We start from the raw sequence: 24,801 nt of genomic DNA, 5'->3' as shown, positions 1-24,801 counted from the left end.
AGCCCTGACGGGGCAGTGGTGATGATCCGACGCGATTGAACCCTAATATTTGTCACTCATGAAAGATAAAGCAGTTAAGTTGTTTGCTGATGCTTTCCAAAAACTAAGGGAAGCCAACGACGAGTTATGCAGGCCCGAAGAGGACGTGGTTGCGGCCCTGGTTTGCAGTCACTCCCATGCCGCCATCGAAAACTACCTGAAGGGATACCTGATGCTGAATTCCATTGTGCCCGGGGAGGAGGAAACCATCGCCGGCCTTTATGAGCAATGCAAGGCCATCAACAATCACTTCGGGGAGGTGCACCTCTCGGGCTTTGCGTGTAATGCCCACAAAGAGGAGTCGAGGTTTCAAAATGTCCCAACCGTGTTCAGCCGGTGCTTCGATATTGCCGACAGCCTGGATACTTTTTTGAGAAGGGAGAAAATCATTGCCTGACCCACCGACCCCGGGATGCAGAAACAGGCACGCCCTCCGCGGGGAGGGCGTGCCTGCGGCTGCCATCGCAACAGGGTTATGCCCCTTCAGGGGCCAATTCAACCTCAAGCCCGTGTAAATCTTCCGTGATGCGGATCTGGCACCCCAGCCGGCTTTTGTCGTTGACGTAGAAAGCCTCGGAGAGCATGGCTTCCTCATCCTCTGTTTTTTCCGGGAGCGGGTGGTCGGAGCAGATGTAGCACTGGCATGAGGCGCACATGGCGATTCCCCCGCAGATGCCGATCGTTCCTTCCGGGGCAAGCTCATAGGACCGCACCACTTCCATTAAGTTCATGTTCATGTCCGTGGACGCATCAACTTCGTGGAGCTTTCCTTCCCGATCCCGTATCCTGATAAGTATGTCGCTCATTTTGAACCTAAATAAGCGGTTTTGGCTGTTTGAGGTGCAAAATTACATATAATCGCAGACGTGGGGAACTGCTTTTAACACCCCGTTATAAAAAAAGGATCCCGGGAGTACCGGCTATTCAATGGTTTTCACCACAGCCTTGGGGGCTTCCTTTTTACTGCCGTCGAAGCCGTGAATGCCGCCAACGGTAGTGTATTTCATCACATATTTTTTTCCGGGGTGGATCCGCTGGTAGGCGCTCTGGCACATCAGGGTGGCTTCGTGGAAGCCGCACAGGATGAGTTTCAGCTTCCCCGGGTAGGTATTTACATCGCCGATGGCATAGATACCGGGGATATTGGTCTGGTAATCGAGGGTGTTGTCTACCCTGATGGCATTTTTTTCGATTTCCAGTCCCCAACTCGAAATCGGGCCCAGTTTCGGGGAAAGCCCGAACAAGGGGATGAAGGCATCCAGTTCCACGCGGATATCCTCTGCAGGCTCCGTCATTTTACGGACCACTACGCGTTCCAGCGCGCCCTCCCCCTCGAGGGCCACCACTTCGGCAGGGGTGAGCAGCCTGATTTTACCCCGGTCCTTTAAATCCTGAACTTTTTCCACCGAATCCAGGGCACCCCGAAACTCGTTCCTCCGGTGTACCAGGATCAGTTCGCTGGCTATTTCCGCCAGGTAAATACTCCAGTCGAGGGCGGAATCGCCCCCCCCGGCAATCAGCACCCGCTTGCCGCGGTAGCTTTCCGGGTCCCGGATCATATAGGCCACCCCTTTGTCTTCATAATCCTCAAGGTTGTCCAGCAGCGGCTTGCGCGGCTCAAAACTTCCAAGCCCCCCGGCAATGGCCACTATCGGGGCCTGGTGCCGGGTGCCTTCGCTGGTGGTAACCACGAAGGTCCCGTCGTCCATTTTTTCAAGGGTCTCCGCACGCTCCCCCAGGGTAAACCCCGGTTGGAAAGGCCTGATCTGCTCCATCAGGTTATCGACCAGTTCCCCGGCCAGGACTTCGGGGAAGCCCGGAATATCGTAAATCGGCTTTTTGGGATAGATTTCGGCCAGTTGCCCCCCGGGTTGCGGCAGGGCATCGATAAGGTGGCACTTCAATTGGAGCAACCCGGCTTCAAAAACCGCGAAAAGCCCGGTCGGGCCAGCTCCGATGATCAGGATATCCGTTTTAATCATTCAAACAAGTGTTGGGTGCGCACAGGGCCACGGGAGGCAGGCCCTTTTCAGCTTTACATAATGTTGATCACCTGTTCTATCTGGGGGGCGTACTTTTTGATGGTCATTTCCACCCCGCTTTTAAGGGTCATCTGGTTGACAGAGCACCCCACGCAATTTCCCTCGAGGCGGACCCTGACCAATTTGTCGTCCTCGATGGAAATCAGGGAGATGTCTCCGCCGTCACTTTTGAGGAAGGGACGAATCTCCTCCAGGGCCTGCTCCACTTTTTGCTTTAAATCTTCCGAAGTCATACTCTTTTGTTTTTTACGGCCGAACACCCTGCCATGGTGGTTATTTTAATGGCCTCTGTGGGCGGAAGGTACTCGTTTCGCTGCACCAGTTCGCTGACCATGTTTCGGGTCGCCTCGAGGAAGGCCGCTTCTGACGGGGTCCCTTCCTGAAGGGCTGCAGGGCGGCCCACATCCGCTGCCTCCCGTATTCCCTGCACCAGGGGGATTTCCCCCAAAAAGGGGATATCCTGGTCGGCCGCAAGGTTCCTGGCCCCATGCTGCCCAAAGATATAATACTTGTGGTCGGGCAACTCTTCCGGCGTGAAATACGCCATGTTTTCAAGGATCCCCAATACGGGAACGCTGATGGCTTCCTGCCGGAACATGGCTACCCCTTTACGGGCATCGGCCAGGGCAATCTGCTGGGGGGTACTCACCACCACGGCACCGGTCACGGGCAGGGCCTGCATGATGCTAAGGTGGATGTCCCCCGTACCCGGGGGAAGGTCGACCATGAGGAAGTCCAGTTCACCCCAATCCGCATCAAAAATCATTTGGTTCAGGGCCTTGGAAGCCATAGGCCCCCTCCAGATCACCGCCTGGTCGGGCTGTGTAAAAAACCCGATGGAGAGCAGCTTCACGCCGTGGTTTTCCACGGGCTTCATCTTCGATTTTCCGTCGACTTCCACCGCCCTGGGTTTCTCGTCCACCACATCGAACATGATCGGCATGGAGGGGCCGTAAATGTCGGCATCCAACAGGCCCACCCTGAAGCCCATTTTCGCAAGGGTTACGGCCAGGTTGGCGGTAACGGTGGATTTGCCGACTCCGCCTTTCCCGCTGGCCACCGCGATGATATTCTGTATTCCGGGGATGGGTTTGCCTTTGATTTCCGGTACTTTTTTCTGAGGTTGGGCAGGGGCGTCCACCTTTACATTCACGGTAATCTTGGCCTTGGGATACACCAGGTCGTGGATCGCCTTCAGGATACTCACCTCCGTTTTTTTGCGCGCCTGCAGGGTAGGGTTGCCTATTTGCACATCCACTACCACCTCGTCGCCGAATACCTGGATATTCCTCACCGCACCGGTTTCCACCATATTTCCACCCTCTCCCGGAACGGTAATGGTTTCCAGGGCCTTGAGAATATCCTTTTTGTCCAGTTTTACAGCCATAGTGCTCTGCTTTGCAGTGTATCGTGCAAAGATACGGCTTGCAATCGAATTGAGGAAAGGCCTTCAGGTTTGGTTAACATCTCCCGGGACCCCTGAAAAACACCCGCTACCCCGGGGGCGGGAGTTCCACTGACGGATCCCAGAAATGCCGTTTGAATTCCACCACCTGGTCGTCGCGGATGCGGATGCCTTCGCTCTCCAGGAGTTGTTCCATAAGGCGGCTCCCGGGAAAATGGTGTTTGCCGGTAAGGACCCCGTTGCGGTTGAGCACCCTGTGGGCAGGCACGTCCTCAAGGGCATGGGCGTTGTTCATGGCCCAGCCCACCATTCGGGCACTGCGGCCCGTCCCGAGGTAACGAGCAATGGCCCCGTAAGAGGTTACCCGGCCGTAAGGCACTTTGCGCACCACTTCATATACGCGTTCAAAAAAGCCCTGGGAGTCTTTCATGGGAATCAGGTATAGAATATCCGGATCAGGGTAATCACCAGCAGGACCAGCATGAGCGCACTAAGCACATAATTGGAATTCCGGCTGAAGGCACTTGTCCGGGCTTCGAGTTTCTTGAAATACACTGTGTAGAGGTAGAGGGCGGCAAAGGTCCCGCAGCCCGCAGCCATAACGAAGGTGGCGATGTCCAGGAACTGGAACTTAATCCAGCCGGAGCTGTTCCACATGGCGTTCAGGGCGCTGTAATAGGGAATGGTAAGCATGTTTAGGGATGCGAGCAGGATGCCTTTGAAAAAGTTGTTCTTCCGGCGGACCCCGGAAATCGGTCGCGGTTTCTCCTTCTCTTTGCGGGCCATGAAAAAGAAATACAGCGCAAAAAAAGCAAACACGGCAATGGCAGCCTGCTGGAGGCCCCGGATGACCTCCGGGTTGCGGTACAGGTACTTGGAAATCATTACCGCAATATAGGCCTGCACCACTACCGTCAGGGCCACCCCCAGGCTGAAGAGGACGCCTGCTGCTTTCCCCTTTTGCACACTCGCCTTGGCTGCATTCATATTGAGCAAGCCCGGGGGCACCGTGGCCATGAAGGCCGCCGAAAACGTGGCAAAGAAAAGCACGAGCAAATGGGTCATCGGTCGTCGGGGCTGAAACAAAGGTAGGTAATGGCCTTACCCTGCTGAAGGAACTGCTTCTCGTAGAACGTCTGGATCTCCAGGGCCTCGGCCGGGGCACCCGTATTGTGGTAGATGTCGTGGTTGGCATACGCCACCCTGATCCCGGAACCATGCAAAATGCCCAGGGTATACCCGTGCATGAACTCGCTGTCTGTCTTCAGGTGTACCCGCCCCCCCGGCTCCAGGACCTCGCGATACCGGTCCAGGAACTCCAGGTTGGTCATGCGGTGTTTGGTGCGCTTGTACTTGATCTGGGGATCCGGAAAGGTAATCCAGATTTCGGAAACTTCCCCCGGGCCAAAAGCCATGGGGAGCAATTCAATATGTGTTCGCAGGAAAGCCACGTTCGGCAGCCCTTCCTCCAGGGCCGTTTTGGCCCCCCTCCAGAGGCGGGCCCCTTTGATGTCGACCCCGATATAATTCGATTCGGGGTTCCTCCTGGCCAGCCCAAGGGTGTATTCCCCCTTGCCGCAGCCCAGTTCGAGGACCAGGGGGCGGTCATTGCCGAAGTGGCGGGCCCACTGGCCCCGGCAGGGAAATGCCCCTTCCAGGAGTTGTTCCCTGGTCGGTTGGAGGACATTGGGAAAAACGGCATTTTCCCTGAAGCGCTTTAGTTTGTTTTTGCTGCCCATACCCCTTTGGCGGTTATTCTCGCAAAGCTACAAAATTTGGAACGCCACGGGCGCTCAGGCACCTTTGGGGGCACGGGCCCTTTCCAGGGTAAACGAAAATTCCGAGCCCACATCGACCACGCTCTCTACATAAATCTTCTCATTGTGCGCCTCAATGATGTGCTTCACAATGGCCAGCCCGAGGCCGGAACCGCCTTCCCTGCGGCTTCCGCTCTTGTCTACCCGGTAAAACCGCTCGAAGAGTCGGGTCAGGTGCTGCTCCTCGATCCCTTCCCCGTTGTCGGTGACCCTTATGATCACCTTGTTTTTAATGAGGTTTTCCACGCTTACTTCAGTAGTGCCATCCATTTGCCCGTACTTGATGGAATTGACCAGCAGGTTGGTGAGGACCTGTTGAATTTTCTCCTTGTCGGCGTGCACGTAAATGGGCTCGGCGTACTCGGTGTCGAACACCAGGGAAATCCGTTTTTTGGAGGCCTTCATCTCCAGCAGGTCGAAGACGCTTTCGATAAGCTCCACAATATCGAAATCCTCCATCTCGAGGTGCAGCTCCCCTATCTCCAGCTTGGTGATCAGGTCCAGGTCCTTGATGATATAGATCAGCCGTTCCACCCCTTTGGCGGCACGCTGCAGGTACTTCTTGCGCACCTTGCTGTCTTCCATGGCCCCGTCGAGAAGGGTCAGGATATACCCCTGGACAGTAAACAACGGGGTTTTGAGTTCGTGGGATACATTCCCCAGGAATTCCTTGCGGTACTCTTCCCGGATTTTAAGGGTGTCGATCTCGATCTTTTTGTCTTTGGCAAATTTTTCGATTTCCTCGGTGAGGGTCTTCATGTCCGTGGTGATGGGGCCGGAGGTAAAGGAGGTGGATTCCAGCAGGGAAACATCATCGTAGATCTGCTTGATGCGCTTGTAGATGAATTTTTCCACCCTGATCTGCAGGATAAGGAAACAAACCGCAAAGGTAAATACCACAAAGACCGGGAACCAGGCCCAGTAATGCCCCGGGGGATCCAGGAAGAGGAGGAAACCAAGGAAGCCGAGGGAAAGGAAAAAGGTGAGGTAAAGGGATGACCGAAAGGCAAACCGGTACGATTTACGAAGCTTTATGGCCATTACTGCACAAACTTATACCCTACCCCTTTTACGGTTTTGAAGTGTTTGTCCCCGATTTTTTCCCTCAGTTTGCGGATGTGTACGTCGATGGTACGCCCGCCCACGACCACTTCCTGCCCCCAGACCTTGTCGAGGATCACTTCCCTTTTGAAGACCTTATCGGGCTTGGAGGCCAGCAGGGCGAGTAGTTCAAATTCCTTTCGGGGCAGGACCATCTCCTCGCCGTTGTTGATCACTTTGTATTCCTCCCGGTTGATGACGAGTTTGCCCACATTGAAGACCTCATTGCCGGCTTCCTCTTCGTCCTTGAGGCGCCGGAGCAAGGCCTTTACCTTGCTGAGGAGGACTTTGGGCTTGATCGGCTTGGTGATGTAGTCGTCTGCCCCGGCATCAAAACCGGCCACCTGGGAGTAATCTTCACTCCGCGCCGTCAGGAAGGCGATAATTGTCTCCTCCAGGCCTTTGGTGTTGCGGATGATCTCACAGGCTTCAATCCCGTCCATTTCGGGCATCATCACGTCGAGGATGATCAGGTGGGGGGTCTTCTTTTTCGCTTTTTCCACCGCTTCCACTCCATTTTTGGCTGTGAAGACCTGGTATCCTTCAGAGGAAAGGTTATAACTCAGGATTTCCAGAATATCCGGTTCATCATCTACCAGTAAAATCTTGATATCCTGCTTTTTCATATCGCATCGGGTTGATTCTTTCAAAAATAACCAATAATGGGAGATGCCCCTTCGGAGTTAACCGCAATTTAATACAACTAACCTTTTGGTAACATGCGGGCGCCTTTCTCCTGAAGGCAGGCCCCCGGAAATTGCATTTCATCGAATTTTGGGTAAATTTCTCACAAATGCCCGGAGGGCCGGGTCCCCAAAATACTATATTTGTGACATCCCCAGGGAACCGTTCGACTATGAAGCACCTCTACACCTTGTTTTTCTTCTTCCTGGTTACGGCGAGCTTCGGCCAACAGGCTGCGGGCAAAGGGGATATTGAGGGCTTCAAAATCTATCCCAACCCGGTGACCGAAGGGAGGGTTTATATCCTCACCGCTTCCAACCAACCCAAGAAAATAAGGGTCTTCGATGTACTGGGCACCCCGGTGCTGGAAACCACCATCCTGGGAAGGGAACTGAACCTGGCAGGCCTCGCGGCAGGGGTATACCTGATACAGGTGTTTGAAAAAGACAAGGTGGCCACCCGGAAACTGATCGTAAAATAACCGGGCGGAGCAGATTTCCGGATTCGATCAAATGCAAAAATCTTCGACGAACGGATTAGCGGTTTGCCTACACCTACAAAACGGCCCCGTTTACAACATTTCCAGGAACCCGGCGACTCCCTGATATATCTTTAAAGTATTGATCCCAAATCGATACCATGTAGATGAAGCAATTATTCCTACTGCTTTGCTTTATGGGTTTGCTATCCGTTTCGGCCCAGGAAGTCCCCTCAGACTCCCTGAAGACCCGGATAGATTTTAAAGTACATCCCAACCCGGTCACTGACGGGGTGGTTTATATTGAATCCCCCCAGCCCGGCCCAAAAACCATCCACATTTACGACCTGTTCGGCAAAACCGTCGTGCAGCGGCAGGCGGCCACTGCTTCCCTTTCCATTCGCCTTGGTGCCCTGGCCCCCGGGGTGTATATGGTACAGGTGAGTGCAGGAGGCAGGATGGCTACCAAAAAGCTGATCGTGCGCTGACCTTTTTAGCCGATATTCCCAACGGGTAAGCCCTTATTTTTGGCTATTTTTGCGTGCATCTTGCAGCCATGGAACCCGAGCGGATTTTCGACATACAAACCCCCGCCGAATTTGAAGGGCTTGCCCTGGAAACCTTCCGGGAGCAATACCGCGAAGTTGCCGTGTACCGCGAATTCTGCGACCACCTGGGCAGGCATCCCTCCGGGGTGGACTCCCTGGAAAAAATCCCCTTCCTCCCCATTGAATTCTTCAAAACCCGCAACGTGCTGCGACAGGGTTCCCGGGAAGAAACCGTCTTTACCAGCAGCGGTACCACCTCCGATACCCTGAGCAGGCACTATGTGGCCAGCCTGGCCCTTTACCGCGAAAGCTTTACGCGGGCGTTTGAAGCCGCATACGGCCCGGCCACGGAATATTGCCTCCTGGCCCTGCTGCCTTCCTACCAGGAGCGGCCGGGGTCTTCCCTGGTCTACATGGCCGCCGAACTCATTTCCAGGAGCGGGCACCCCCTGAGCGGTTTTGTGCCTGCCGGGGACGGGACCCTTTACCCCTTACTCGACCAGCTGGAAGCTGCCGGCACGAAAGTCCTTCTGTTGGGGGTCTCCTTTGCCCTGCTCGACCTGGCTACCGGAAACCCGAGGCCCCTGCTGAACACCACGGTAATGGAAACAGGGGGTATGAAAGGAAGACGAAGGGAAATGGTACGGGAAGAGCTCCACCGGGAATTATGCAAGGGCTTTGGCCTTGAGCAAATCCATTCAGAATACGGCATGACCGAGCTGCTGTCGCAGGCCTATTCCCCCGGGGATGGCCGGTTTCGCTGCCCTCCCTGGATGCAGGTACGCATCCGGGACACCGAAGACCCGCTGGCTTTCCTGGGGGCGCAACGAACCGGGGGGATTAACGTGATCGACCTGGCCAACCAGTACTCCTGTGCCTTCCTGGCCACCCAGGATCTGGGGCGCACGCATCCGGACGGCAGCTTTGAGGTACTTGGCCGGTTTGACCACTCCGACATCCGGGGATGCAACCTGATGGCCCTCTGAAGCCGCTCCCCGTTCCCTGGGCGCAAGGCCCCGGGCCATGCATCATTCCGCCACCAGCACGAAATAGTTCTTTTTCCCCCGCTGCAACAGCACGTATTTCTCGCGGATCAAATCGTCGCCGGTAAGCACGTATTCTTCCCCAACCCGCTTTTTGTTGACTGAAATGGATTGCTGCTTCAGTTCACGACGGGCCTCCCCATTGGATTTCAGGAAACCTGTTTTTGCGGAGAGGGCGGCAACCATATCGAGCCCTGACGCGATTTCTTCCCGGGGAACGGTTGCCATGGGCACCCCTTCAAAAATTTCCAGGAACAGGTCTTCACTCAGGGCTTTGAGCGATTCTGCCGTGGAATTCCCAAAGAGGATTTCGCTCGCCTTCTCTGCGTTTTCCAGGTCCTGGGCAGAATGGACCATGGTGGTGAGTTCCTCTGCCAGTTTGCGCTGCAGCTGTCGGAGGTGGGGGGCCTGGCGGTGGGCTGACACCAGCGCTTCGATGGCCTCCCGGGAGAGGAAAGTGAAGATTTTGATATATTTCTCGGCGTCCTCGTCAGAGGTGTTTACCCAGTACTGGTAGAATTTGTACGGGGAAGTCCTGTGGGCGTCCAGCCAGACGTTCCCACTTTCGGTCTTTCCGAATTTGGTGCCATCGGCCTTGGTGATCAGCGGGCAGGTAAGGGCGAATCCCTTGCCGCCCTCTATCCGGCGGATCAGCTCGGTCCCCGTGGTGATATTCCCCCACTGGTCGCTGCCCCCCATCTGCAGGGTGCAGTGGTATTTCCTGTAGAGATGGAGGAAGTCGTACCCCTGCACCAACTGGTAGCTGAATTCCGTGAAGGACATGCCTTCCTTGGATTCCTCGGAGAGGCGTTTGCGCACCGAGTCCTTCGCCATCATGTAATTTACGGTGATGTGTTTGCCGACATCCCTGATGAAATCGAGGAAGGTGAATTCCCGCATCCAGTCATAATTGTTCACCAGCAGGGCCGCATTGGGGCCATTGCCGTCAAAATCGAGGAACCGCGAAAGTTGTTCCTTGATCGCTTCCTGGTTCAGGCGCAGGGTGGTTTCATCGAGCAGGTTGCGTTCGGACGACTTTCCCGACGGGTCACCAATCATGCCGGTGGCGCCGCCAATAAGGGCTATCGGCCGGTGCCCTGCAAGCTGGAAGTGCCTGAGCATCATTACACTGACCAGGTGGCCAATATGGAGGGAATCCGCGGTGGGGTCGATACCCACGTAAGCCGACCGCATGCCTTCCATCAGATGTTCCTCCGTTCCGGGCATACTATCATGCAACATGCCCCTCCACCGGAGTTCTTTGACGAAGTTCGAAACCATGTAGTACCGATGTTTGGGGCAAATATAAGTAAAACGGCCTGCCTGCCCCTGCAGCGGGCCGGGATTAACCGATTATGACTTATTTTTGGGCATGATCCTAATCACAGGGGGTAGTGGCCTGGTCGGAAGCCATATCCTGCTGGACCTGCTCAAACAGGGACAGGAGGTGAGAGCCCTTTTCCGGCCCCAAAGCAACCTGGAGCGGGTGCAGAAACTCTTTTCCTGGTACGGCCCCGAAGCCGGGGCGCTCTTTGGGAACATCCAATGGGTACAGGCAGACCTGACAGACCTACCTTCGCTGGAAGACGCTTTCCGGGGCGTCTCTGAAGTATACCATTGCGGGGCGCTGATTTCCTTTGACCCCAGGGACGCCGACCGCTTGCTCAAAACAAACCTGGAAGGTACCCGAAACGTGGTCAACCTGTGCATCGAGCTGGGGATTTCCCATTTGCACTACACCAGTTCAATAGCCGCTGTTGGGGGCCTCCGCGAACTGAACACCGAAGAGGACCACTGGGACCCCTCCCATACCAATGTGTACGCCACAAGCAAATACCTGGCAGAAATGGAGGTGTGGAGGGGCGCCCAGGAAGGGTTGCAGACCACCATCGTAAACCCGGGGATCATCCTCGGACCGGGGTTCTGGCACACCGGAAGCGGGAGGTTCTTCCTTCGGGCGGCTAAAGGGGCGCGGGTGGCGCCACCCGGGGGGACCGGGTTTGTCGGGGTTTGGGACGTGGTAAGGGCCCTTGGGGAGCTCAAGGCCGCCGGCCGGTACAACGAACGCTTCATCCTGGTCGCAGAACACCTGGAGTACCGCGATTTACTGACCCGGATTGCCCTGAAGCTGGGGGCTCCGGTGCCCAAAGCCGTCCTTGGCAAACTGCAGTTGGAGGCCCTTTGGCGCATGGATTGGGTACGCGTTCGCCTGGGAGGGGGAAAGCGACGGCTGAGCCGCGCCATGGCGCGGTCCCTTAACCACCCCGTGCGCTATAGCAGCGAAAAAATAAAACTTGCCCTGGGGTTTGAATACCAATCCATTGAAACGGTGCTGGACCGGTGCATCGAAAACTTCTCCCCCTGCAGGGAAGATTCTCAGTCTTCCTGATCCTGCGAAGTCTTAAGGGAATCGACCGCGGGGGATTGCCCCTGCCGGATGGCCTCGCTCACGCTGTCTCGTTTGCGGGTCAACCGTTCCTCCACCGCCTTGTAAATTTTCTCGTACTCTTCGGGGACAGAGGCATAGTAGAGGTCGCTCTGTACGAATTGAAGGCTATCGACCCCATATTTATCGAACAGGTAGGGCATGACCCTGATGTTGTTCTCCACCAGTACCTGCGGATGGCTGTTGTCAATGGCATCCAACAGGGCCATATGGTAGAGGATCTCGGCCATCTTTTCCCTGGGGATAAGGTTTTCCGGGGGTTCCAGCAACTTCTGGCCACAGGAAACCCAGAGCAATCCGAACAGCAAAATTGTCAGGGTCCTGTTCATCGGTCAAAAGTTAAGCGGCGGCCGTGCGGGTCTCCGGAAACAACCCCCTTTTCATAAGCCAGGTGGCCGTTGACAAAGGTATAGGCCACACGGGCATGGAACTGCTGCCCCTCAAAGGGGGACCACCCGCACTTATAGAGGATGTTCGCCCGGCTGACGGTCCAGGGGCGGTCAGGGTCCACCACTACCAGGTCGGCAAAATAGCCCTCCCTTAAATACCCCCTGTGGTGGAGGTCAAAAAGGATGGCGGGGTTATGGCACATCTTCTCCACGATCTTTTCCACGGGCAACACCCCTTCCCGGTGTTTCTCCATCAGGGCGGGCAGGGCGTGCTGTACCAGCGGCCCCCCCGAAGGACATTGGAGGTAGGGTTGCTGCTTTTCCTCAAGGGTATGCGGGGCGTGGTCGGTGGCCAGGATGTCGAGGTGGTCGTCGAGCAGGGCCTCCCAAAGCTGGTCCCGGTCTGCAGCCTCCTTTACTGCCGGGTTCCATTTAATGAAGGACCCTTTGGTCTGGTAATCTTCCCTTGCAAACCAGAGGTGGTGGAGGCATACCTCTGCCGTTATTTTCTTCTGGGCCAGGGGGATGTCGTTGCGGAACAGGGCCACTTCCCTGCCGGTGGAAAGGTGGAAGATGTGGAGGCGGGCACCCGTGCGCTCGGCAAGGGCAACGGCCCTGGAGGAAGAAAGGTAGCAGGCCTCCTCGCTGCGGATATCGGGATGCATGGCCATGGGGATATCCTCCCCGTAGGTTTCCCTGGCGCGGGCCAGGTTCCGCCTGATGGTTTCCTCATCCTCGCAGTGGGTGCAGATCACCATTTCCGTACTGCTGAAAATCCGTTCAAGTACCTGCTGATCGTCGACCAGCATATCGCCAGTGGAAGACCCCAGGAAGAGCTTGATCCCCGAGCAGGCATTTTTATCGAGACGCTTGATCTCTTCCAGGTTCTGGTTGGTCCCGCCCAAAGGAAAGGAATAATTGGCGTGGGACACCCCTGCCGCCATCGCGAATTTCTCCTCGAGCTTCTCCAGGGTGGTGGTCTGGGGAACCGTATTGGGCTGCTCCATGTAGCTGGTGATGCCCCCTGCCACGGCAGCCCTGCTTTCCGAGGCGATGTCGCCTTTATGGGTCAGGCCCGGCTGGCGGAAATGCACCTGGTCGTCGATCAGGCCCGGCAGCAGGTAATTCCCTTCCAGGTCTATCACCCGGGCATCGGGGGAAGAAAGGCCTGCCCCGATTTTCGCAATGCGATCCCCTTCGATCAGCAGGTCGCCTTCAACCACGCGGCCCTCATTGACCATGCGGGCGTTTTTTAACAGTATTCGCTTCATCTTAAAATCCGTTCTTTTTAAACAGGCTTCGCAATTTCATGTTGATTACCCCGAAAACAGCTTCCCAGACAATGGACTTGCTCATTTTGGACTGCCCCTTTTCCCTGTCGGTGAAGACGATGGATACCTCCTGTATGGCAAACCCCTTGAGGTATGCCCTGAATTTCATCTCGATCTGGAAGGCATACCCCACAAATCGCACCTCATCGAGGTCGATCGCTTCCAGCACCCGACGGTGGTAACATACGAAGCCGGCCGTTGGGTCGTGGATTTTCATCCCGGTGATCAGCCTGACATAAAACGAGGCGCCGTAGGAAAGCAGGATGCGGTTTAGGGGCCAGTTTACCACATTGACCCCTTTCTTGTACCGGGAACCAATGGCCATGTCAGCCCCATCGAGGCAGGCGCGATGCAGGCGCGGCAGGTCCGTGGGGCGATGCGAGAAATCGGCATCCATTTCAAAAATATACTCGTAAGGCCGCTGGAGGGCCCATTTGAAGCCATGGATATATGCCGTACCCAACCCGGTCTTTCCCTTGCGGGTCTCCAGGTGCAGGGTTCCCGGAAATTCCCCCTGCAATTCGCGTACCCGCCCTGCCGTACCGTCAGGGGAATTGTCGTCCACCACCAGCACATCGTAGGCCCTGGGCAGCCCGAAGACAGCCCTGATGATGGCCTCGATGTTTTCGATCTCATTGTAGGTGGGGATTATGACCAGCCCTTCCGCCATAAGCGCTAATTTGGGCAAAAATACCACATTTCGCCCGGCCTTCTGCGGGAAATGCTTTTTTTCGGGGCCGGCACTCTGGTTAATCAACCCCCTTATTTGTACCTTTGGTGCCATGCCAATGCCAATGAAAACTTCCTTTCCCAGGCCATTGATCCTATTGTTGGGGGCTCTGTTTCTGGTGAACCTGGCACAGGCCTTTTTTACCGAACTCCTGTACGACGAAGCGTATTATTGGTACTACGCCCAAAGCCCCGACTGGGGGTATTTTGACCACCCCCCCATGGTAGCCTGGATGATCGGCCCCGGGCTATCGCTCTTCAACAATGAACTCGGGGTACGGTTGGTCGGTTGCCTGATGGGGATCGGGACCCTGCTGCTGATCTGGGCCATGACCAACCGCGCGGAAAAAACGGGATTCTGGAAGGAGTTCCTGGTCTGGACCGGGTCCATCCCCCTGATGCATGCCTATGGCTTCCTGAGCCTTCCGGACACCCCCCTGCTGTTCTTTACCGCGCTGTTCCTGTTGCTCTACCGAAACTTCCTTCAGCGGCCGGGATATGCGATTGCCATTGCACTTGGGGTGGTTATGGCTTCATTGATGTACAGCAAGTACCACGCCGCCCTGGTCATCCTCTTCGTTTTGCTCTCGAACCTGAGCCTGTTGAAAAACCGGTTTGCATGGGTTGCCCTGGCAGTCTCCCTCCTGTGTTACGCCCCACACCTGGTTTGGCTTTACGAGTATGATTTTATTTCGATTCGTTTCCACCTTTTTGAGCGACCGAACCAGCCCTACCGCTTTACCAAATTTACCCTGGGCTTTTTGCTGAACCTGCTGGCCCTTTTCGGGCTCACCTTCCCCTGGGTAAGCCGAACCGTGTTTCGCTTCCGCCCCGGCGACCGCTTCGAACGCGCCCTCTGGTTTGTTGCCCTGGGGGTCCTGCTGTTTTTCTTCCTCTCCAGTTTTCAGCGCAGGGTGCAGACCCAGTGGCTCATTGTCATTTGCATACCGGTCGCCGTCCTGGTCTTCCAGAAGCTTATAGATGACCCCGGGACACGAAAATGGCTCTGGCGCGCCGGGCTGGCGAACCTGGTAATCCTGTTTGGCCTACGGGTTGGGCTCATGTATGAACCCCTTTTCCCCGTGCGCTTTGAAACCCATGGGAACAAGCGGTGGACGGCAAACCTGGCCGCCGTGGCCGGGGACGCCCCTGTGGTTTTTGAGAACTCCTACAGGAACGCCTCCATGTATTCCTTTTATTCCGGGAAACCAGCCATTTCCCTGAACAACGCCTATTACCGGAAGAACCAGTATTCCATTGACGACTCGGAATCCAGGGTACAGGGAAAGCAAATTTTTTATGTCCCCAGGACACGAAAGCAAACCCCATTCCACTACCTGGATGCCGAAGGCGAAAAACGCTACGGGTTCTTTATCTCGCCTTTTGCGTCGCTCCGGAAGCTGGAAGCCGGCTTTGCCAGCCCACTTCCCCTGGAGGCGGGGAAGGACTACACCTTCTGGGTCCACAACCCTTATGACCGCGATGTTGACCTGACGGGGCTGAGGTTTGGCGTGGGGTATCTCGATGCATACAAACGCCTTAATGAAATACGACCGCTACAGGAGAAGGCCCCGGCGGAAACGGGCCTGGTACACCCCGGTGACACCCTGTTCCTGAACATCCACCTGCCGCCCCCGGGCGGGGAAGCCCCGGTCTTTGCCCGTGCCGTTATTTCTGAATACGGGCTCCCCTGGGGACTTAACGGATCTGCACAACCCATGAAACCCTGATGGAAGTCCTGGAGCGAAGCGTCAACTCAAACGACTGGATCACGGTGGTCTTCCTGTTGAGCCTGCTGTGCCTGGTCTTTGCAAAAAGCATGTTCGAAGGTCGGTTCCTTAGCTTTATCATTTTGCCTTTCAACAACAAATACATTTTCCTCTACAATAAAAAGGGGCGGCTGCTGCACGGGTTCCACCTTGTCCAGAGCCTGTTCCTGCTGCTAAACCTCGGCCTGTTCCTGCTGCTTGCCTTCCCGGCCTTCCCGGAAGCCCCGCCGGTGTCAAATGCCGCCCTGCTGTTGCTTACCATCGGGGGCCTGCTGGCCTTTTTCCTGGTGAAAGTGGGCCTGCAACTGCTGGTCGGCCTCCTCTTCGATATTGAAAGCCTCACGGCAGGGCTGATCTACAAGAAAATGACCTACCTGAACTACAGCAGCCTGGTGATGTTTGGGGCCAACCTGATACTCGCCTATGTTTTCCCGGCTTCAAAACCTGTCGTTTTCATAAGCCTTTTCTTAATTCTGCTCATCAATTTGATCGGTTGGGCAGGCATTCTGAAAATCCATCAAAAGTTGATCAGCTCCTATTTTTTCTATTTTATTTTGTACCTTTGCGCACTTGAAATGGCTCCCTTTCTGATCATTGCATACTTGCTAAAAGATTGATTTTATGAAGGTAAAGACGATTCTGGTCTCCCAGCCAGAACCAAAAATGGAGAACAGCCCCTACTCCCGGCTCATCGAGAAGGAGAAGGTGAAAGTGGACTTCAGGCCATTCATTCATGTGGAAGGGGTAGATGCAAAAACCGTCCGACAGCAAAAAATAGATCTTTCCAGGTTTACCGCCATTATCCTGACCAGCCGTAACTCGGTGGACCATTTTTTCCGCATTGCGGAGGAAATGCGGTTCAAGGTGCCCGACACCATGAAATACTTCTGCCAGTCCGAAGCAGTGGCCTTCTACCTCCAGAAATATGTCGTTTACCGGAAACGCAAAATCTATGTGGGCAAAAGGAACTTTCCCGACCTGACCACCCTGTTCAAAAAATACAAGGACGAAGTGTACCTGTTGCCTTCCTCCGACGTGCTGAAACCCCAGGTGCCCGAAACTTTGGACGAAGCCGGGATCAACTGGACCCGGGGTGTTTTCTATAAAACGGTGATCAGCGACCTTTCAGACCTGCGCCACGTTTATTACGACGTGCTGGTTTTCTTCAGCCCGGCAGGGATTGAGTCGTTGCTGAAAAACTTTCCCGATTTCAAGCAGAACGAAACACGCATCGCCGTCTTCGGGAATTCCACCATCAAGGCCGCCACGGACGCCGGGTTGCGGATAGACATCAAGGCGCCCACTCCGGAGACCCCCTCAATGACCATGGCCCTCCAGAAATACATCAATAGCGTAAATAAAAAGTAGGGGCATTCCCCCTCATCGGATTTCTTGCTTTCGCGGGGAACGAATAACGCGATAAATCAGCAGTGACCATCCGCTGATCATCAGCAGGCCCCCCAGCGGGGTAACCCATCCAATGGCTCCGAGATCCATCCCTGCCAAAGGGGCAAGGGTGAGGGCATAAATGGAAAAAGAGAAGAGGAGGATTCCGCTGAGCACCAGATACCCAACAGCCTTTCCGGCCAGTTCACCCAGCCGCCCTGACCCCCCCAGGAGAAGCAGGAATAAGGCATGGTACATCTGATAAGCCACCCCCGTTCGGAAAGACTCCAGGGCTGCCGCCCCCAGATGGGCTTTCAGCGCATGAGCGCCCAGGGCACCCAAGATGACGGCCAGCAAGCCCAGGGCAGCACCACATCCCAAAAATGTTTTGTTCATAACTAAAAAGGGTGTATTTCATGCAAATGTAACATTTTGATACCTTCGTAAAGCCTAACCCAAACGATACGCACAAACTATGGCCCGACGCATCCTGGTTGTAGGAGCCGGAAAATCCACGTCTTACCTTCTGGATTATTTCCTGGAACACGCTGCAGAGGAAGACCTGCTGATCACCATTGCCGACAAGAATCCACAGGCCATCCCCATGGAGGTCCAAAAGCACCCGCGGGCCGAGGTGACCGCCCTCGACATTGCGGATGAGGTTGCCCGGAGGTCCCGGGTGGAACAGGCTGATATCGTGGTCTCCATGTTGCCCCCGTCGCTGCACCTTGAAGTGGCCAAGGACTGCCTGCATTACGGGAAAAACCTGGTGACTGCCTCCTATATCAGCGAAGGGATGAGGCAACTCGATGCGGCCGTTCGGGAAAAAGGTCTGGTTTTTATGAATGAGATTGGCCTCGACCCGGGAATCGACCATATGAGCGCCATGCAGTTGATCGACCGGATCAAGGCTTCAGGGGGCCGGATGCTGCTGTTTGAGTCCTTTACCGGGGGGTTGCTTTCTCCTGAAAGCGACACGAACCTGTGGAACTACAAGTTTACCTGGAACCCCAGAAACGTGGTGGTTGCCGGGCAGGGGGGCGCGGCAAAATTCATTCAGGAAGGCACCTACAAGTACATCCCATACCACAAACTCTTCCGGAGGACGGAATTCCTGGAAATCGAAGGCTACGGGACTTTCGAAGTCTATGCCAACCGCGACTCCCTGAGCTATCGAGAAGCTTACGGGCTGCAGGACACCCTTACCCTTTACCGCGGGACCATGCGGCGGGTGGGCTTTTCACGGGCCTGGAACATCTTTGTGCAGCTGGGGATGACCGATGACACCTACAGGATTGAAAATTCAAAGGGGATGTCGTACCGCGATTTTACCAATTTGTTCCTGCCGTACTCCCCCACGGATTCCGTGGAGCTGAAACTCAGGCATTACCTGAAAATCGACCAGGACGATGTCCTCTGGGGAAAACTGTTGGAAATCAACCTTTTTGACCCCAAAAGCAAACTCAAGACTGAAAACGGAACCCCGGCGCAACTCCTGCAGGAAATCCTAGAAGAAAGCTGGAGACTCGGCCCCGAGGACCGTGACATGATTGTGATGTACCATAAATTCGGCTATGAAAAGGATGGGGAAAAGCACCAACTGGACTCCAATATGGTCGTCCTTGGGGAATCTGCCAGGCATACCGCCATGTCAAAAACCGTTGGGTTGCCCGTGGCCATTGGCACCCTGCTCATCCTCAATGGAAAGGTCCGGACCCCGGGGGTCCAAATCCCCATCAGGCGTGAAATCTACGAACCCTGCCTGAAAACCCTGGAATCGTATGGCATCGGTTTCAGGGAATATGAAGTCCCCTACCTCGGATACAACCCCGATTCCGTGGGGAACTAGCCTTATGGAATTGTAGTATCTTTAGCCTTAAACCTGAAACAGGGATGAAAACGAACTCAAAAGCGGTCCAGATTGACGGGATCGACAAGAAAATCCTGCGCTTCCTGATGGCGGACGCCCGTACGCCCATCTTGGAGATTGCCCGGAAAATAGGGATTTCCGGGGCAGCCATCCACCAGCGCCTCAGAAAGCTTGAAAAGTCGGGCCTTCTGGCAGGGTCTAAGTTCGTGATCAACCCCAGGGCCCTGGGGTTTACCACCATGGCCTACATCGGGATCTACCTCGACAAGGCCATGAGCAATCCGTATGCGGTAAAGGAACTGGAAAAAATCCCCGAGGTCCTGGAGTGCCACTACACCACGGGCAACTGGTCTATTCTGGTCAAGGTCCTCTGCCAGGACAACGAACACCTGATGCAATTGCTGAATAAAAAAATCCAGCAAATCGAAGGGGTTTCCCGAACGGAAACCTTCATTTCGCTGGATCAGCAAATCGACCGGCAAATCCAGGTCTGAGTCCCGGACCCGGGCCTTAGTCCCTGCTGCCAAAAACCTGCAGACCCCAGTATACCAGGGTGGCAAGTGCGCCTATGGCGGCAACCAGGTAAGTCCGGGCAGCCCATTTCAGGGCATCTTCGCTCCCCTTATATTCCTGGGAAGTAACCATGTTGCGGTTTTTCAACCAGGCCAGGGCCCGGTTGCTTGCATCGTACTCCACCGGAAGGGTTATGAAGCTGAACAGGGTAGCCAGCGCCATCATTGCAAGGCCGGCCACGGCAATCCAGTATCCCATCCCCATCCCGGCAGCGGCCCCAAGGACCAGCCCTCCGAAAACCAGCCACATCGACATCCCTGAAGTCACACTTACCACGGGCACCAGTTTGGAACGCATGGTAAGCCACTGGTATGCCTGGGCGTGTTGCACGGCATGGCCGCATTCGTGGGCTGCCACCGCGGCCGCAGCGGCATTCCGCTGGTGATAGACCCCTTCACTGAGGTTCACCGTCTTTTTCTGCGGGTTGTAATGGTCTGTAAGCATGCCCGGGGTATGTACTACCTCTACGTCGGTAATCCCGTGGTCCTGCAGCATTTTTCGGGCAATCTCCGCCCCGCTCATGCCGTTTTGGAGATGCACCTTGGAATAGTGCTGGAACTTGCTCTTCAGGCGGGCACTTACCAGCCAGCTTATCAGGGCGATCCCTCCAATGAGTATATAATATCCTGTCATGTCGTTCTTTTTTGGAATTAAAGATACCGTATTTGCATCAAAAATCCGGCCATAACGAACAGGACGGCATTCCCCTGCAAAACTGACAGGGACCAGGCCGAAAATCAGGCAGTGGCGGCTTTCAGCGGGCCAAAGGCCTCCAGGAGTTCCTCGTAAACAATCTCCCCTTTCACAATGTTCAGCCCCTTCTGCAGGGAAGCATCCTCCCGGCAGGCCCGCTCCCACCCTTTGTCAGCAAGACTCAGCACATAGGGGAGGGTGACGTTGGTCAGGGCCATGGTAGAGGTATAGGGAACAGCCCCGGGCATGTTGGCCACACAATAATGCACCACATCGTCAATGAGGTACGTGGGGTTTTCATGGGTGGTCGGGCGGGTGGTTTCCACGCAGCCCCCCTGGTCGACGGCCACATCCACAATGACGGTCCCGGGCCTCATGGTCTTCAGCATGTCGCGCGTGATCAGCTTGGGGGCCTTACCGCCTTTAAGGAGGACACCCCCAACGATCAGGTCGTGGGACCGCACGTGTTTGCGGATATTGTATTCGCTGGAGAATTCGGTCACCACGTGGCTGGGCATGACGTCATTCACATAGCGCAACCGCTTCATGTTCACATCGAGGATGGTGACATGGGCGCCCAGGCCGGCAGCCATCTTGGCAGCCTGTATCCCAACGGTGCCCGCACCCAGGACCAGGACCCTTCCCGGAGGTACCCCGGGGACCCCCCCGAGGAGAACCCCCCGCCCCTTTACGGGCTTTTCCAGATACTTGGCCCCCTGCTGGATGGCCATGCGCCCGGCAACCTCCGACATGGGGGTGAGCAAGGGCAGGGAGCCGTCTTCATCCTCCACCGTCTCATAGGCCAGGCAAACAGCCCGGCTGTCAATCATGGCCTGGGTCAGCCGTTCGCTGGATGCAAAATGGAAATAGGTGAAGATCACCTGTCCTTTCTGGACCATGCCATACTCTTCTTTTATAGGCTCCTTTACCTTTACAATCATTTCACTCATGGAATATACCTGGCCGATGGTGTCGAGGATGCGCGCCCCTACTTTTTTGTACTCCTCATCGGGGAACCCGCTGCCAAGGCCCGCACCGGATTGGACAAATACCGTATGCCCCCTGTGGGTAAGTTCCAGTACCCCCGCAGGCGTCATGCCCACCCGGCTTTCGTTATTCTTGATTTCTTTTGGAATGCCAATTTCCATGAGTTTTCCTGTTATTGGGTTAATGATGCGCTAAATTAGTTTTTTCAGTGTAATAGATTTCTTTTTTAGGGGGTGTTTCTTTGTTTTTATCACTTTATTCGTTGTATACCCCTTTTTTATAGGGGGGTATAGGTTTTTTTTATTTTCTGTCCAACAGGATCCAACCATGGCAGTAACCCCTCAGGGGGTAATTGCCCGATATGGGTTCCAAAACAGGGTCGGGGACAACGGCAGGGCAACCCGGAACAAGGGGCTTAACCAAAAAAGGTTGACAACAGGAAAATTGGCGGTTTCCCAGGGTGCAGGGAATAAAAAAAATTGAACCTGCCAGGGCGGTGCAGGGGGGTGCTATACCTTGAATGACGGGGAGGGTGGGGGTTGTACCCCCTAACGGTTTTAGGGCCTGCGGCCCAAAGGCTGAAAGGCCTGAAAACCCTGTATGCTGCAACCCTGTACCCCGAAACCTCCCGTCAGGATACGATATTGACGATTTTCCCGGGAACGACGATCACTTTTTTGGGAGCCCGGCCCTCGAGGTGGTGCCGGGTTTTTTCATGCCCCATAACGGCCTTTTCAATTTCCTCCCGACTCAGGTCCAGGGGCAACTCCAGGGTAAACCGCGTCTTCCCGTTAAAGGAAACAGGGTATTCCTTGGTGTTTTCCACCAGGTAGCGCGCTTCGAATTCCGGATAGGGGGCATGGGATATGGACCCGGTATGACCGAGCTTTTCCCATAATTCCTCCGCAATGTGCGGGGCGTAAGGGGCTACCAAAATGGCCAGGGACTCCAGGATAGCGCGGTTGCGGCACTGTTGGGCAGTCAGCTCATTTACGCAGATCATGAAGGTGGAGACCGAAGTGTTGAAAGAGAAGGCCTCAATATCTTCGGTGACCTTACGGATCGCTTTATGCAGCGATTTCAGGTTCTCCGCAGACGGGGGGCCATCGAGCACCTCAAAACGGTAGTCGGGCCCCTGGTGGTATAGTTTCCAGAGCTTTCTCAGGAATCCGTGGACCCCGGTAATCCCCGCCGTATTCCAGGGTTTTGACTGCTCAAGCGGCCCCAGGAACATTTCATACAGGCGGAGGGAATCGGCCCCGTACTCCTCACAGACCTGGTCGGGGTTCACCACGTTGAACCAGCGTTTTGACATCTTCTCGACCTCCCGCCCAACGATAAACCTGCCATTTTCAAGAATAAATTCAGCAGTCTTGTATTGCGGTTGCCAGGCGCGGAGTTTTTCCAGGTCCAGTTCATCGGCGGCATTGACCAGGTTTACGTCCACGTGTATTTCCTCAACCGGGGTGTCGCCCACCAGGCCTTTACTCAGGTACTGGTCCGTACCGCTCTTGCGGTACACAATGGCACTGGTCCCCAGGATCATCCCCTGGTTGATCAATTTGCGGGCATATTCCTCTGTCGGTACCCACCCGCGATCAAACATAAAATGCTGCCAGAAACGGGAGTAAAGCAGATGCCCCGTGGCATGCTCGCTTCCCCCGATATAGAGGTCCACATCCTGCCAGTACTGGATAGCCTCCCGGGAGACCAGGGCACGGTCGTTGCCCGGGTCCATGTAGCGGTTAAAGTACTGGGAGCTTCCCGCCCAACCGGGCATGGTGTTCAGTTCCAGGGGAAATACGTTCTTGAAATCGATCTGTTCATTGGCCACGACCTCCTCCCGCCGGGTATCCCAGGCCCAGCGGGTGGCATTCCCCAAAGGGGGTTCCCCGGTTTCGGTGGGGAGGTATTTTTCCACTTCCGGCAGCTCGAGGGGCAGGCAATGTTCGGGGAGCAGGCAGGGCAACCCCTGCGCATCGTAATAGACGGGGAACGGTTCCCCCCAATACCGCTGCCGGCTGAAAACGGCATCCCGCAGCCGGAAATTGACCTTGCCTTTGCCCTGCCCCTTCTCCTCAAGGGCTTCAATCACTTTCTGGCTGGCTTCCTTCTGCCCGAGCCCGCTGATAAACCCGGAATTGGCGATGATGGCAGAGGCCTTGTCTTCAAAGGCCTGCTCCTCCACGGATACCCCCTCGAAAATATTGGGGATGGGGATCCCGAAATGCCGGGCAAAATCAAAATCGCGCTGGTCGCCACAGGGCACTGCCATTACCGCCCCGGTCCCATATCCCGCCAAAACGTAATCTCCTATCCAGATGGGGATTCGTTCCCCGGTAAAGGGGTGTTCGGCGTAAGATCCGGTAAACACCCCGGTAATCCGTTTCACATCGGCAAGGCGGTCCCTTTCCGACCGCCGGGCGGTAGCTTCCACGTAGGCCTCCACTTCTTCCTTCTGGTCGGGGGTGGTGATTTTGGGTACCAGTCCGTGCTCGGGGGCGAGGGTCATAAAACTCACCCCAAAAATCGTATCGGGCCGGGTGGTAAATACTTCTATGGGAAAGGATTCCGGCTGGTCTGCAGAGGGTTGGGTATGAAATACCACTGAAGCCCCCACGGAACGTCCGATCCAATTGGCCTGGGCATCCTTCAGGGGTTGGGGCCAGTCTACTTTCTGCAACCCGTCCAGCAGGCGCTGGGCGTAGGCGGTGATCCGCATGCTCCACTGGGTCATCTTTTTCCTAACCACCGGGTGGCCTCCCCGCTCCGATACCCCGTTTACGATTTCATCGTTTGCCAGGACGGTGCCCAGGGCAGGGCACCAGTTTACCTCCGTATCGGCCAGGTACGTCAGGCGGTATTTCAGCAATATGCGCTCTTTCTCTTCCCGGGTAAAGGCCTTCCACCCGGCAGCGCTAAATGAGGGGGTGTCTTCATCACATGCTGCCTGAACCCCTGTATTCCCCCCAGCCTCGAATAGGGCTACCAGGGTCTCCACAGGTTCTGCCCGGTCTGCCTGCTTGTTGTACCAGGAGCCAAAAAGCTGCATAAATACCCATTGGGTCCAGCGATAATACGAGGGGTCGGAGGTGCGGACCTCCCGCTCCCAGTCGAAGGAAAAGCCGATCTGATCGAGCTGCTCCCGGTACCGGGAGATATTGGCCCGGGTTGTAATGGCCGGGTGTTGCCCGGTCTGGATGGCATACTGTTCCGCCGGCAACCCAAAGGAATCGTAGCCCATGGGATGCAATACGTTATACCCCTTATGCCTTTTATAGCGCGCATAGATGTCACTGGCGATATATCCCAGGGGATGGCCCACGTGCAGGCCGGCCCCCGAGGGATACGGGAACATGTCGAGTACATAAAACTTAGGCCTGTCCGACGGGAATTCGGCCCTGAAGGTTTTGTGTTCGGCCCAATACTTCTGCCACCTGGCTTCAATTCGCCTGAAATCGTACTGCATGT

General features: G+C 55.5%; 27 protein-coding genes. 10 read left to right on the top strand and 17 right to left on the bottom strand.

The genetic code is table 11. From position 1 onward, the window contains the following. Window positions 1-58: 58 nt before the first annotated feature. A complete protein-coding gene (locus NG653_RS06900; protein ID WP_252740953.1) occupies window positions 59-436 on the top strand; it encodes a hypothetical protein in 378 nt (125 codons plus the stop codon). 76 nt (window positions 437-512) lie between these two features. Here the strand turns inward: NG653_RS06900 and NG653_RS06895 are convergent, their stop codons facing one another. The 9 genes from NG653_RS06895 to NG653_RS06855 all read right to left on the bottom strand — a co-directional run bounded on the left by NG653_RS06895 (window position 513) and on the right by NG653_RS06855 (window position 7,030). Beyond that, entirely contained in the window at window positions 513-845 is a 333-nt protein-coding gene (locus NG653_RS06895) for a 2Fe-2S iron-sulfur cluster-binding protein (protein ID WP_252740952.1), read from the bottom strand. Window positions 846-959: 114 nt separating this feature from the next. Continuing rightward, a complete protein-coding gene (locus tag NG653_RS06890; protein WP_252740951.1) occupies window positions 960-2,021 on the bottom strand; it encodes an NAD(P)/FAD-dependent oxidoreductase in 1,062 nt (353 codons plus the stop codon). 53 nt (window positions 2,022-2,074) lie between these two features. Then, entirely contained in the window at window positions 2,075-2,314 is a 240-nt protein-coding gene (locus NG653_RS06885; protein WP_252740950.1) for a NifU family protein, read from the bottom strand. After that, entirely contained in the window at window positions 2,311-3,468 is a 1,158-nt protein-coding gene (locus NG653_RS06880) for an Mrp/NBP35 family ATP-binding protein (RefSeq protein ID WP_252740949.1), read from the bottom strand. Before NG653_RS06880 ends, NG653_RS06885 begins: the two co-directional genes overlap by 4 nt. 106 nt (window positions 3,469-3,574) lie before the next feature. Then, the gene (locus NG653_RS06875; protein ID WP_252740948.1) at window positions 3,575-3,916 is read right to left on the bottom strand and encodes an MGMT family protein; all 342 of its coding nucleotides are present in this window, start codon (window positions 3,914-3,916) and stop codon (window positions 3,575-3,577) included. 5 nt (window positions 3,917-3,921) lie between these two features. Further along, on the bottom strand, window positions 3,922-4,551 hold the full coding sequence (locus tag NG653_RS06870) for a LysE family transporter (RefSeq protein ID WP_252740947.1): 630 nt from the start codon (window positions 4,549-4,551) through the stop codon (window positions 3,922-3,924). Then, window positions 4,548-5,225 carry a tRNA (guanosine(46)-N7)-methyltransferase TrmB gene (gene trmB / locus NG653_RS06865; protein WP_252740946.1) on the bottom strand — a complete coding sequence of 226 codons (678 nt, stop codon included), beginning with the start codon at window positions 5,223-5,225 and terminating at the stop codon, window positions 4,548-4,550. The genes NG653_RS06870 and trmB overlap by 4 nt, the downstream gene beginning before the upstream one ends. 54 nt (window positions 5,226-5,279) lie before the next feature. Further along, window positions 5,280-6,344 carry a sensor histidine kinase gene (locus NG653_RS06860; protein WP_252740945.1) on the bottom strand — a complete coding sequence of 355 codons (1,065 nt, stop codon included), beginning with the start codon at window positions 6,342-6,344 and terminating at the stop codon, window positions 5,280-5,282. Further along, a complete protein-coding gene (locus tag NG653_RS06855) occupies window positions 6,344-7,030 on the bottom strand; it encodes a response regulator transcription factor (RefSeq protein WP_252740944.1) in 687 nt (228 codons plus the stop codon). The genes NG653_RS06860 and NG653_RS06855 overlap by 1 nt, the downstream gene beginning before the upstream one ends. A 230-nt stretch (window positions 7,031-7,260) precedes the next feature. On the opposite strand from NG653_RS06855, the gene NG653_RS06850 reads away from it, so the two are divergent. From NG653_RS06850 to NG653_RS06840, 3 genes are all read left to right on the top strand, one after another. Continuing rightward, a complete protein-coding gene (locus NG653_RS06850; protein ID WP_252740943.1) occupies window positions 7,261-7,569 on the top strand; it encodes a T9SS type A sorting domain-containing protein in 309 nt (102 codons plus the stop codon). 164 nt (window positions 7,570-7,733) lie between these two features. Beyond that, the gene (locus NG653_RS06845) at window positions 7,734-8,054 is read left to right on the top strand and encodes a T9SS type A sorting domain-containing protein (RefSeq protein ID WP_252740942.1); all 321 of its coding nucleotides are present in this window, start codon (window positions 7,734-7,736) and stop codon (window positions 8,052-8,054) included. 68 nt (window positions 8,055-8,122) lie between these two features. Then, entirely contained in the window at window positions 8,123-9,100 is a 978-nt protein-coding gene (locus tag NG653_RS06840) for a long-chain-fatty-acid--protein ligase (protein ID WP_252740941.1), read from the top strand. A 42-nt stretch (window positions 9,101-9,142) separates the two neighbouring features. Here NG653_RS06840 and tyrS read toward each other — a convergent pair whose 3' ends face one another. Continuing rightward, window positions 9,143-10,438 (bottom strand): tyrosine--tRNA ligase, encoded by a 1,296-nt coding sequence (tyrS, locus tag NG653_RS06835; RefSeq protein ID WP_252740940.1) that lies wholly within the window; start codon window positions 10,436-10,438, stop codon window positions 9,143-9,145. Between the two features lie 91 nt (window positions 10,439-10,529). Here tyrS and NG653_RS06830 point away from each other — a divergent pair, with 91 nt between their 5' ends. Then, window positions 10,530-11,546, top strand: coding sequence for an NAD-dependent epimerase/dehydratase family protein (locus NG653_RS06830; RefSeq protein ID WP_252740939.1), 1,017 nt, complete (start codon window positions 10,530-10,532; stop codon window positions 11,544-11,546). Here NG653_RS06830 and NG653_RS06825 read toward each other — a convergent pair. The 3 genes from NG653_RS06825 to NG653_RS06815 are packed head-to-tail and all read right to left on the bottom strand — an operon-like array spanning window position 11,534 to window position 13,993. Beyond that, a complete protein-coding gene (locus NG653_RS06825) occupies window positions 11,534-11,932 on the bottom strand; it encodes a DUF4296 domain-containing protein (protein ID WP_252740938.1) in 399 nt (132 codons plus the stop codon). The two genes, NG653_RS06830 and NG653_RS06825, sit on opposite strands and share 13 nt — an antisense overlap. Then, complete coding sequence (locus NG653_RS06820) at window positions 11,929-13,263, bottom strand: dihydroorotase (RefSeq protein ID WP_252740937.1); 1,335 nt, start codon at window positions 13,261-13,263, stop codon at window positions 11,929-11,931. Before NG653_RS06820 ends, NG653_RS06825 begins: the two co-directional genes overlap by 4 nt. A gap of 1 nt (window position 13,264) precedes the next feature. Beyond that, window positions 13,265-13,993, bottom strand: coding sequence for a polyprenol monophosphomannose synthase (locus NG653_RS06815; RefSeq protein ID WP_252740936.1), 729 nt, complete (start codon window positions 13,991-13,993; stop codon window positions 13,265-13,267). A gap of 124 nt (window positions 13,994-14,117) precedes the next feature. Between NG653_RS06815 and NG653_RS06810 the strand changes: the two genes are divergently transcribed. From NG653_RS06810 to NG653_RS06800, 3 genes are read left to right on the top strand one after another with little or no spacing between them, the layout of a single operon-like run. Next, window positions 14,118-15,782, top strand: coding sequence for an ArnT family glycosyltransferase (locus NG653_RS06810; RefSeq protein ID WP_252740935.1), 1,665 nt, complete (start codon window positions 14,118-14,120; stop codon window positions 15,780-15,782). After that, a complete protein-coding gene (locus NG653_RS06805; protein WP_252740934.1) occupies window positions 15,782-16,438 on the top strand; it encodes a DUF4271 domain-containing protein in 657 nt (218 codons plus the stop codon). Before NG653_RS06810 ends, NG653_RS06805 begins: the two co-directional genes overlap by 1 nt. Window positions 16,439-16,442: 4 nt before the next feature. Further along, window positions 16,443-17,189, top strand: coding sequence for a uroporphyrinogen-III synthase (locus NG653_RS06800; RefSeq protein ID WP_252740933.1), 747 nt, complete (start codon window positions 16,443-16,445; stop codon window positions 17,187-17,189). A gap of 12 nt (window positions 17,190-17,201) precedes the next feature. Here the strand turns inward: NG653_RS06800 and NG653_RS06795 are convergent, their stop codons facing one another. Further along, on the bottom strand, window positions 17,202-17,603 hold the full coding sequence (locus NG653_RS06795) for a DUF423 domain-containing protein (RefSeq protein WP_252740932.1): 402 nt from the start codon (window positions 17,601-17,603) through the stop codon (window positions 17,202-17,204). Window positions 17,604-17,682: 79 nt separating this feature from the next. On the opposite strand from NG653_RS06795, the gene NG653_RS06790 reads away from it, so the two are divergent. Then, on the top strand, window positions 17,683-19,056 hold the full coding sequence (locus NG653_RS06790; RefSeq protein ID WP_252740931.1) for a saccharopine dehydrogenase family protein: 1,374 nt from the start codon (window positions 17,683-17,685) through the stop codon (window positions 19,054-19,056). 44 nt (window positions 19,057-19,100) lie between these two features. Next, window positions 19,101-19,571, top strand: a complete 471-nt coding sequence (locus NG653_RS06785) for an Lrp/AsnC ligand binding domain-containing protein (protein WP_252740930.1) — start codon at window positions 19,101-19,103, stop codon at window positions 19,569-19,571. A gap of 16 nt (window positions 19,572-19,587) precedes the next feature. Here the strand turns inward: NG653_RS06785 and NG653_RS06780 are convergent, their stop codons facing one another. The 3 genes from NG653_RS06780 to leuS form a co-directional block, all read right to left on the bottom strand. Beyond that, complete coding sequence (locus NG653_RS06780; RefSeq protein ID WP_252740929.1) at window positions 19,588-20,283, bottom strand: zinc metallopeptidase; 696 nt, start codon at window positions 20,281-20,283, stop codon at window positions 19,588-19,590. A 104-nt stretch (window positions 20,284-20,387) separates the two neighbouring features. Then, the gene (ald, locus tag NG653_RS06775) at window positions 20,388-21,491 is read right to left on the bottom strand and encodes an alanine dehydrogenase (protein ID WP_252740928.1); all 1,104 of its coding nucleotides are present in this window, start codon (window positions 21,489-21,491) and stop codon (window positions 20,388-20,390) included. Window positions 21,492-21,961: 470 nt separating this feature from the next. After that, window positions 21,962-24,799, bottom strand: a complete 2,838-nt coding sequence (leuS, locus tag NG653_RS06770; protein ID WP_252740927.1) for a leucine--tRNA ligase — start codon at window positions 24,797-24,799, stop codon at window positions 21,962-21,964. Between the last annotated feature and the right edge of the window lie 2 nt (window positions 24,800-24,801).

This window comes from Robiginitalea marina, from assembly GCF_024006985.1.
Taxonomy (GTDB): Bacteria; Bacteroidota; Bacteroidia; order Flavobacteriales; family Flavobacteriaceae; genus Robiginitalea; species Robiginitalea marina.
This window is presented reverse-complemented; position numbering and strand designations above follow the sequence as displayed.

Bases quoted from the DNA above. Each gene is read 5' to 3' on its own strand.
- NG653_RS06885 (WP_252740950.1), bottom strand. From the start codon at position 2,314: ATGACTTCGGAAGATTTAAAGCAAAAAGTGGAGCAGGCCCTGGAGGAG.
- NG653_RS06875 (WP_252740948.1), bottom strand. From the start codon at position 3,916: ATGAAAGACTCCCAGGGCTTTTTTGAACGCGTATATGAAGTGGTGCGC.
- NG653_RS06890 (WP_252740951.1), bottom strand. From the start codon at position 2,021: ATGATTAAAACGGATATCCTGATCATCGGAGCTGGCCCGACCGGGCTT.
- NG653_RS06830 (WP_252740939.1), top strand. From the start codon at position 10,530: ATGATCCTAATCACAGGGGGTAGTGGCCTGGTCGGAAGCCATATCCTG.
- NG653_RS06800 (WP_252740933.1), top strand. From the start codon at position 16,443: ATGAAGGTAAAGACGATTCTGGTCTCCCAGCCAGAACCAAAAATGGAG.
- NG653_RS06825 (WP_252740938.1), bottom strand. From the start codon at position 11,932: ATGAACAGGACCCTGACAATTTTGCTGTTCGGATTGCTCTGGGTTTCC.
- NG653_RS06790 (WP_252740931.1), top strand. From the start codon at position 17,683: ATGGCCCGACGCATCCTGGTTGTAGGAGCCGGAAAATCCACGTCTTAC.
- NG653_RS06820 (WP_252740937.1), bottom strand. From the start codon at position 13,263: ATGAAGCGAATACTGTTAAAAAACGCCCGCATGGTCAATGAGGGCCGC.
- NG653_RS06845 (WP_252740942.1), top strand. From the start codon at position 7,734: ATGAAGCAATTATTCCTACTGCTTTGCTTTATGGGTTTGCTATCCGTT.
- NG653_RS06805 (WP_252740934.1), top strand. From the start codon at position 15,782: ATGGAAGTCCTGGAGCGAAGCGTCAACTCAAACGACTGGATCACGGTG.
- NG653_RS06870 (WP_252740947.1), bottom strand. From the start codon at position 4,551: ATGACCCATTTGCTCGTGCTTTTCTTTGCCACGTTTTCGGCGGCCTTC.
- NG653_RS06840 (WP_252740941.1), top strand. From the start codon at position 8,123: ATGGAACCCGAGCGGATTTTCGACATACAAACCCCCGCCGAATTTGAA.
- NG653_RS06795 (WP_252740932.1), bottom strand. From the start codon at position 17,603: ATGAACAAAACATTTTTGGGATGTGGTGCTGCCCTGGGCTTGCTGGCC.
- NG653_RS06880 (WP_252740949.1), bottom strand. From the start codon at position 3,468: ATGGCTGTAAAACTGGACAAAAAGGATATTCTCAAGGCCCTGGAAACC.
- NG653_RS06855 (WP_252740944.1), bottom strand. From the start codon at position 7,030: ATGAAAAAGCAGGATATCAAGATTTTACTGGTAGATGATGAACCGGAT.
- tyrS (WP_252740940.1), bottom strand. From the start codon at position 10,438: ATGGTTTCGAACTTCGTCAAAGAACTCCGGTGGAGGGGCATGTTGCAT.
- NG653_RS06780 (WP_252740929.1), bottom strand. From the start codon at position 20,283: ATGACAGGATATTATATACTCATTGGAGGGATCGCCCTGATAAGCTGG.
- NG653_RS06850 (WP_252740943.1), top strand. From the start codon at position 7,261: ATGAAGCACCTCTACACCTTGTTTTTCTTCTTCCTGGTTACGGCGAGC.
- NG653_RS06895 (WP_252740952.1), bottom strand. From the start codon at position 845: ATGAGCGACATACTTATCAGGATACGGGATCGGGAAGGAAAGCTCCAC.
- NG653_RS06810 (WP_252740935.1), top strand. From the start codon at position 14,118: ATGAAAACTTCCTTTCCCAGGCCATTGATCCTATTGTTGGGGGCTCTG.
- NG653_RS06785 (WP_252740930.1), top strand. From the start codon at position 19,101: ATGAAAACGAACTCAAAAGCGGTCCAGATTGACGGGATCGACAAGAAA.
- ald (WP_252740928.1), bottom strand. From the start codon at position 21,491: ATGGAAATTGGCATTCCAAAAGAAATCAAGAATAACGAAAGCCGGGTG.
- trmB (WP_252740946.1), bottom strand. From the start codon at position 5,225: ATGGGCAGCAAAAACAAACTAAAGCGCTTCAGGGAAAATGCCGTTTTT.
- leuS (WP_252740927.1), bottom strand. From the start codon at position 24,799: ATGCAGTACGATTTCAGGCGAATTGAAGCCAGGTGGCAGAAGTATTGG.
- NG653_RS06900 (WP_252740953.1), top strand. From the start codon at position 59: ATGAAAGATAAAGCAGTTAAGTTGTTTGCTGATGCTTTCCAAAAACTA.
- NG653_RS06860 (WP_252740945.1), bottom strand. From the start codon at position 6,344: ATGGCCATAAAGCTTCGTAAATCGTACCGGTTTGCCTTTCGGTCATCC.
- NG653_RS06815 (WP_252740936.1), bottom strand. From the start codon at position 13,993: ATGGCGGAAGGGCTGGTCATAATCCCCACCTACAATGAGATCGAAAAC.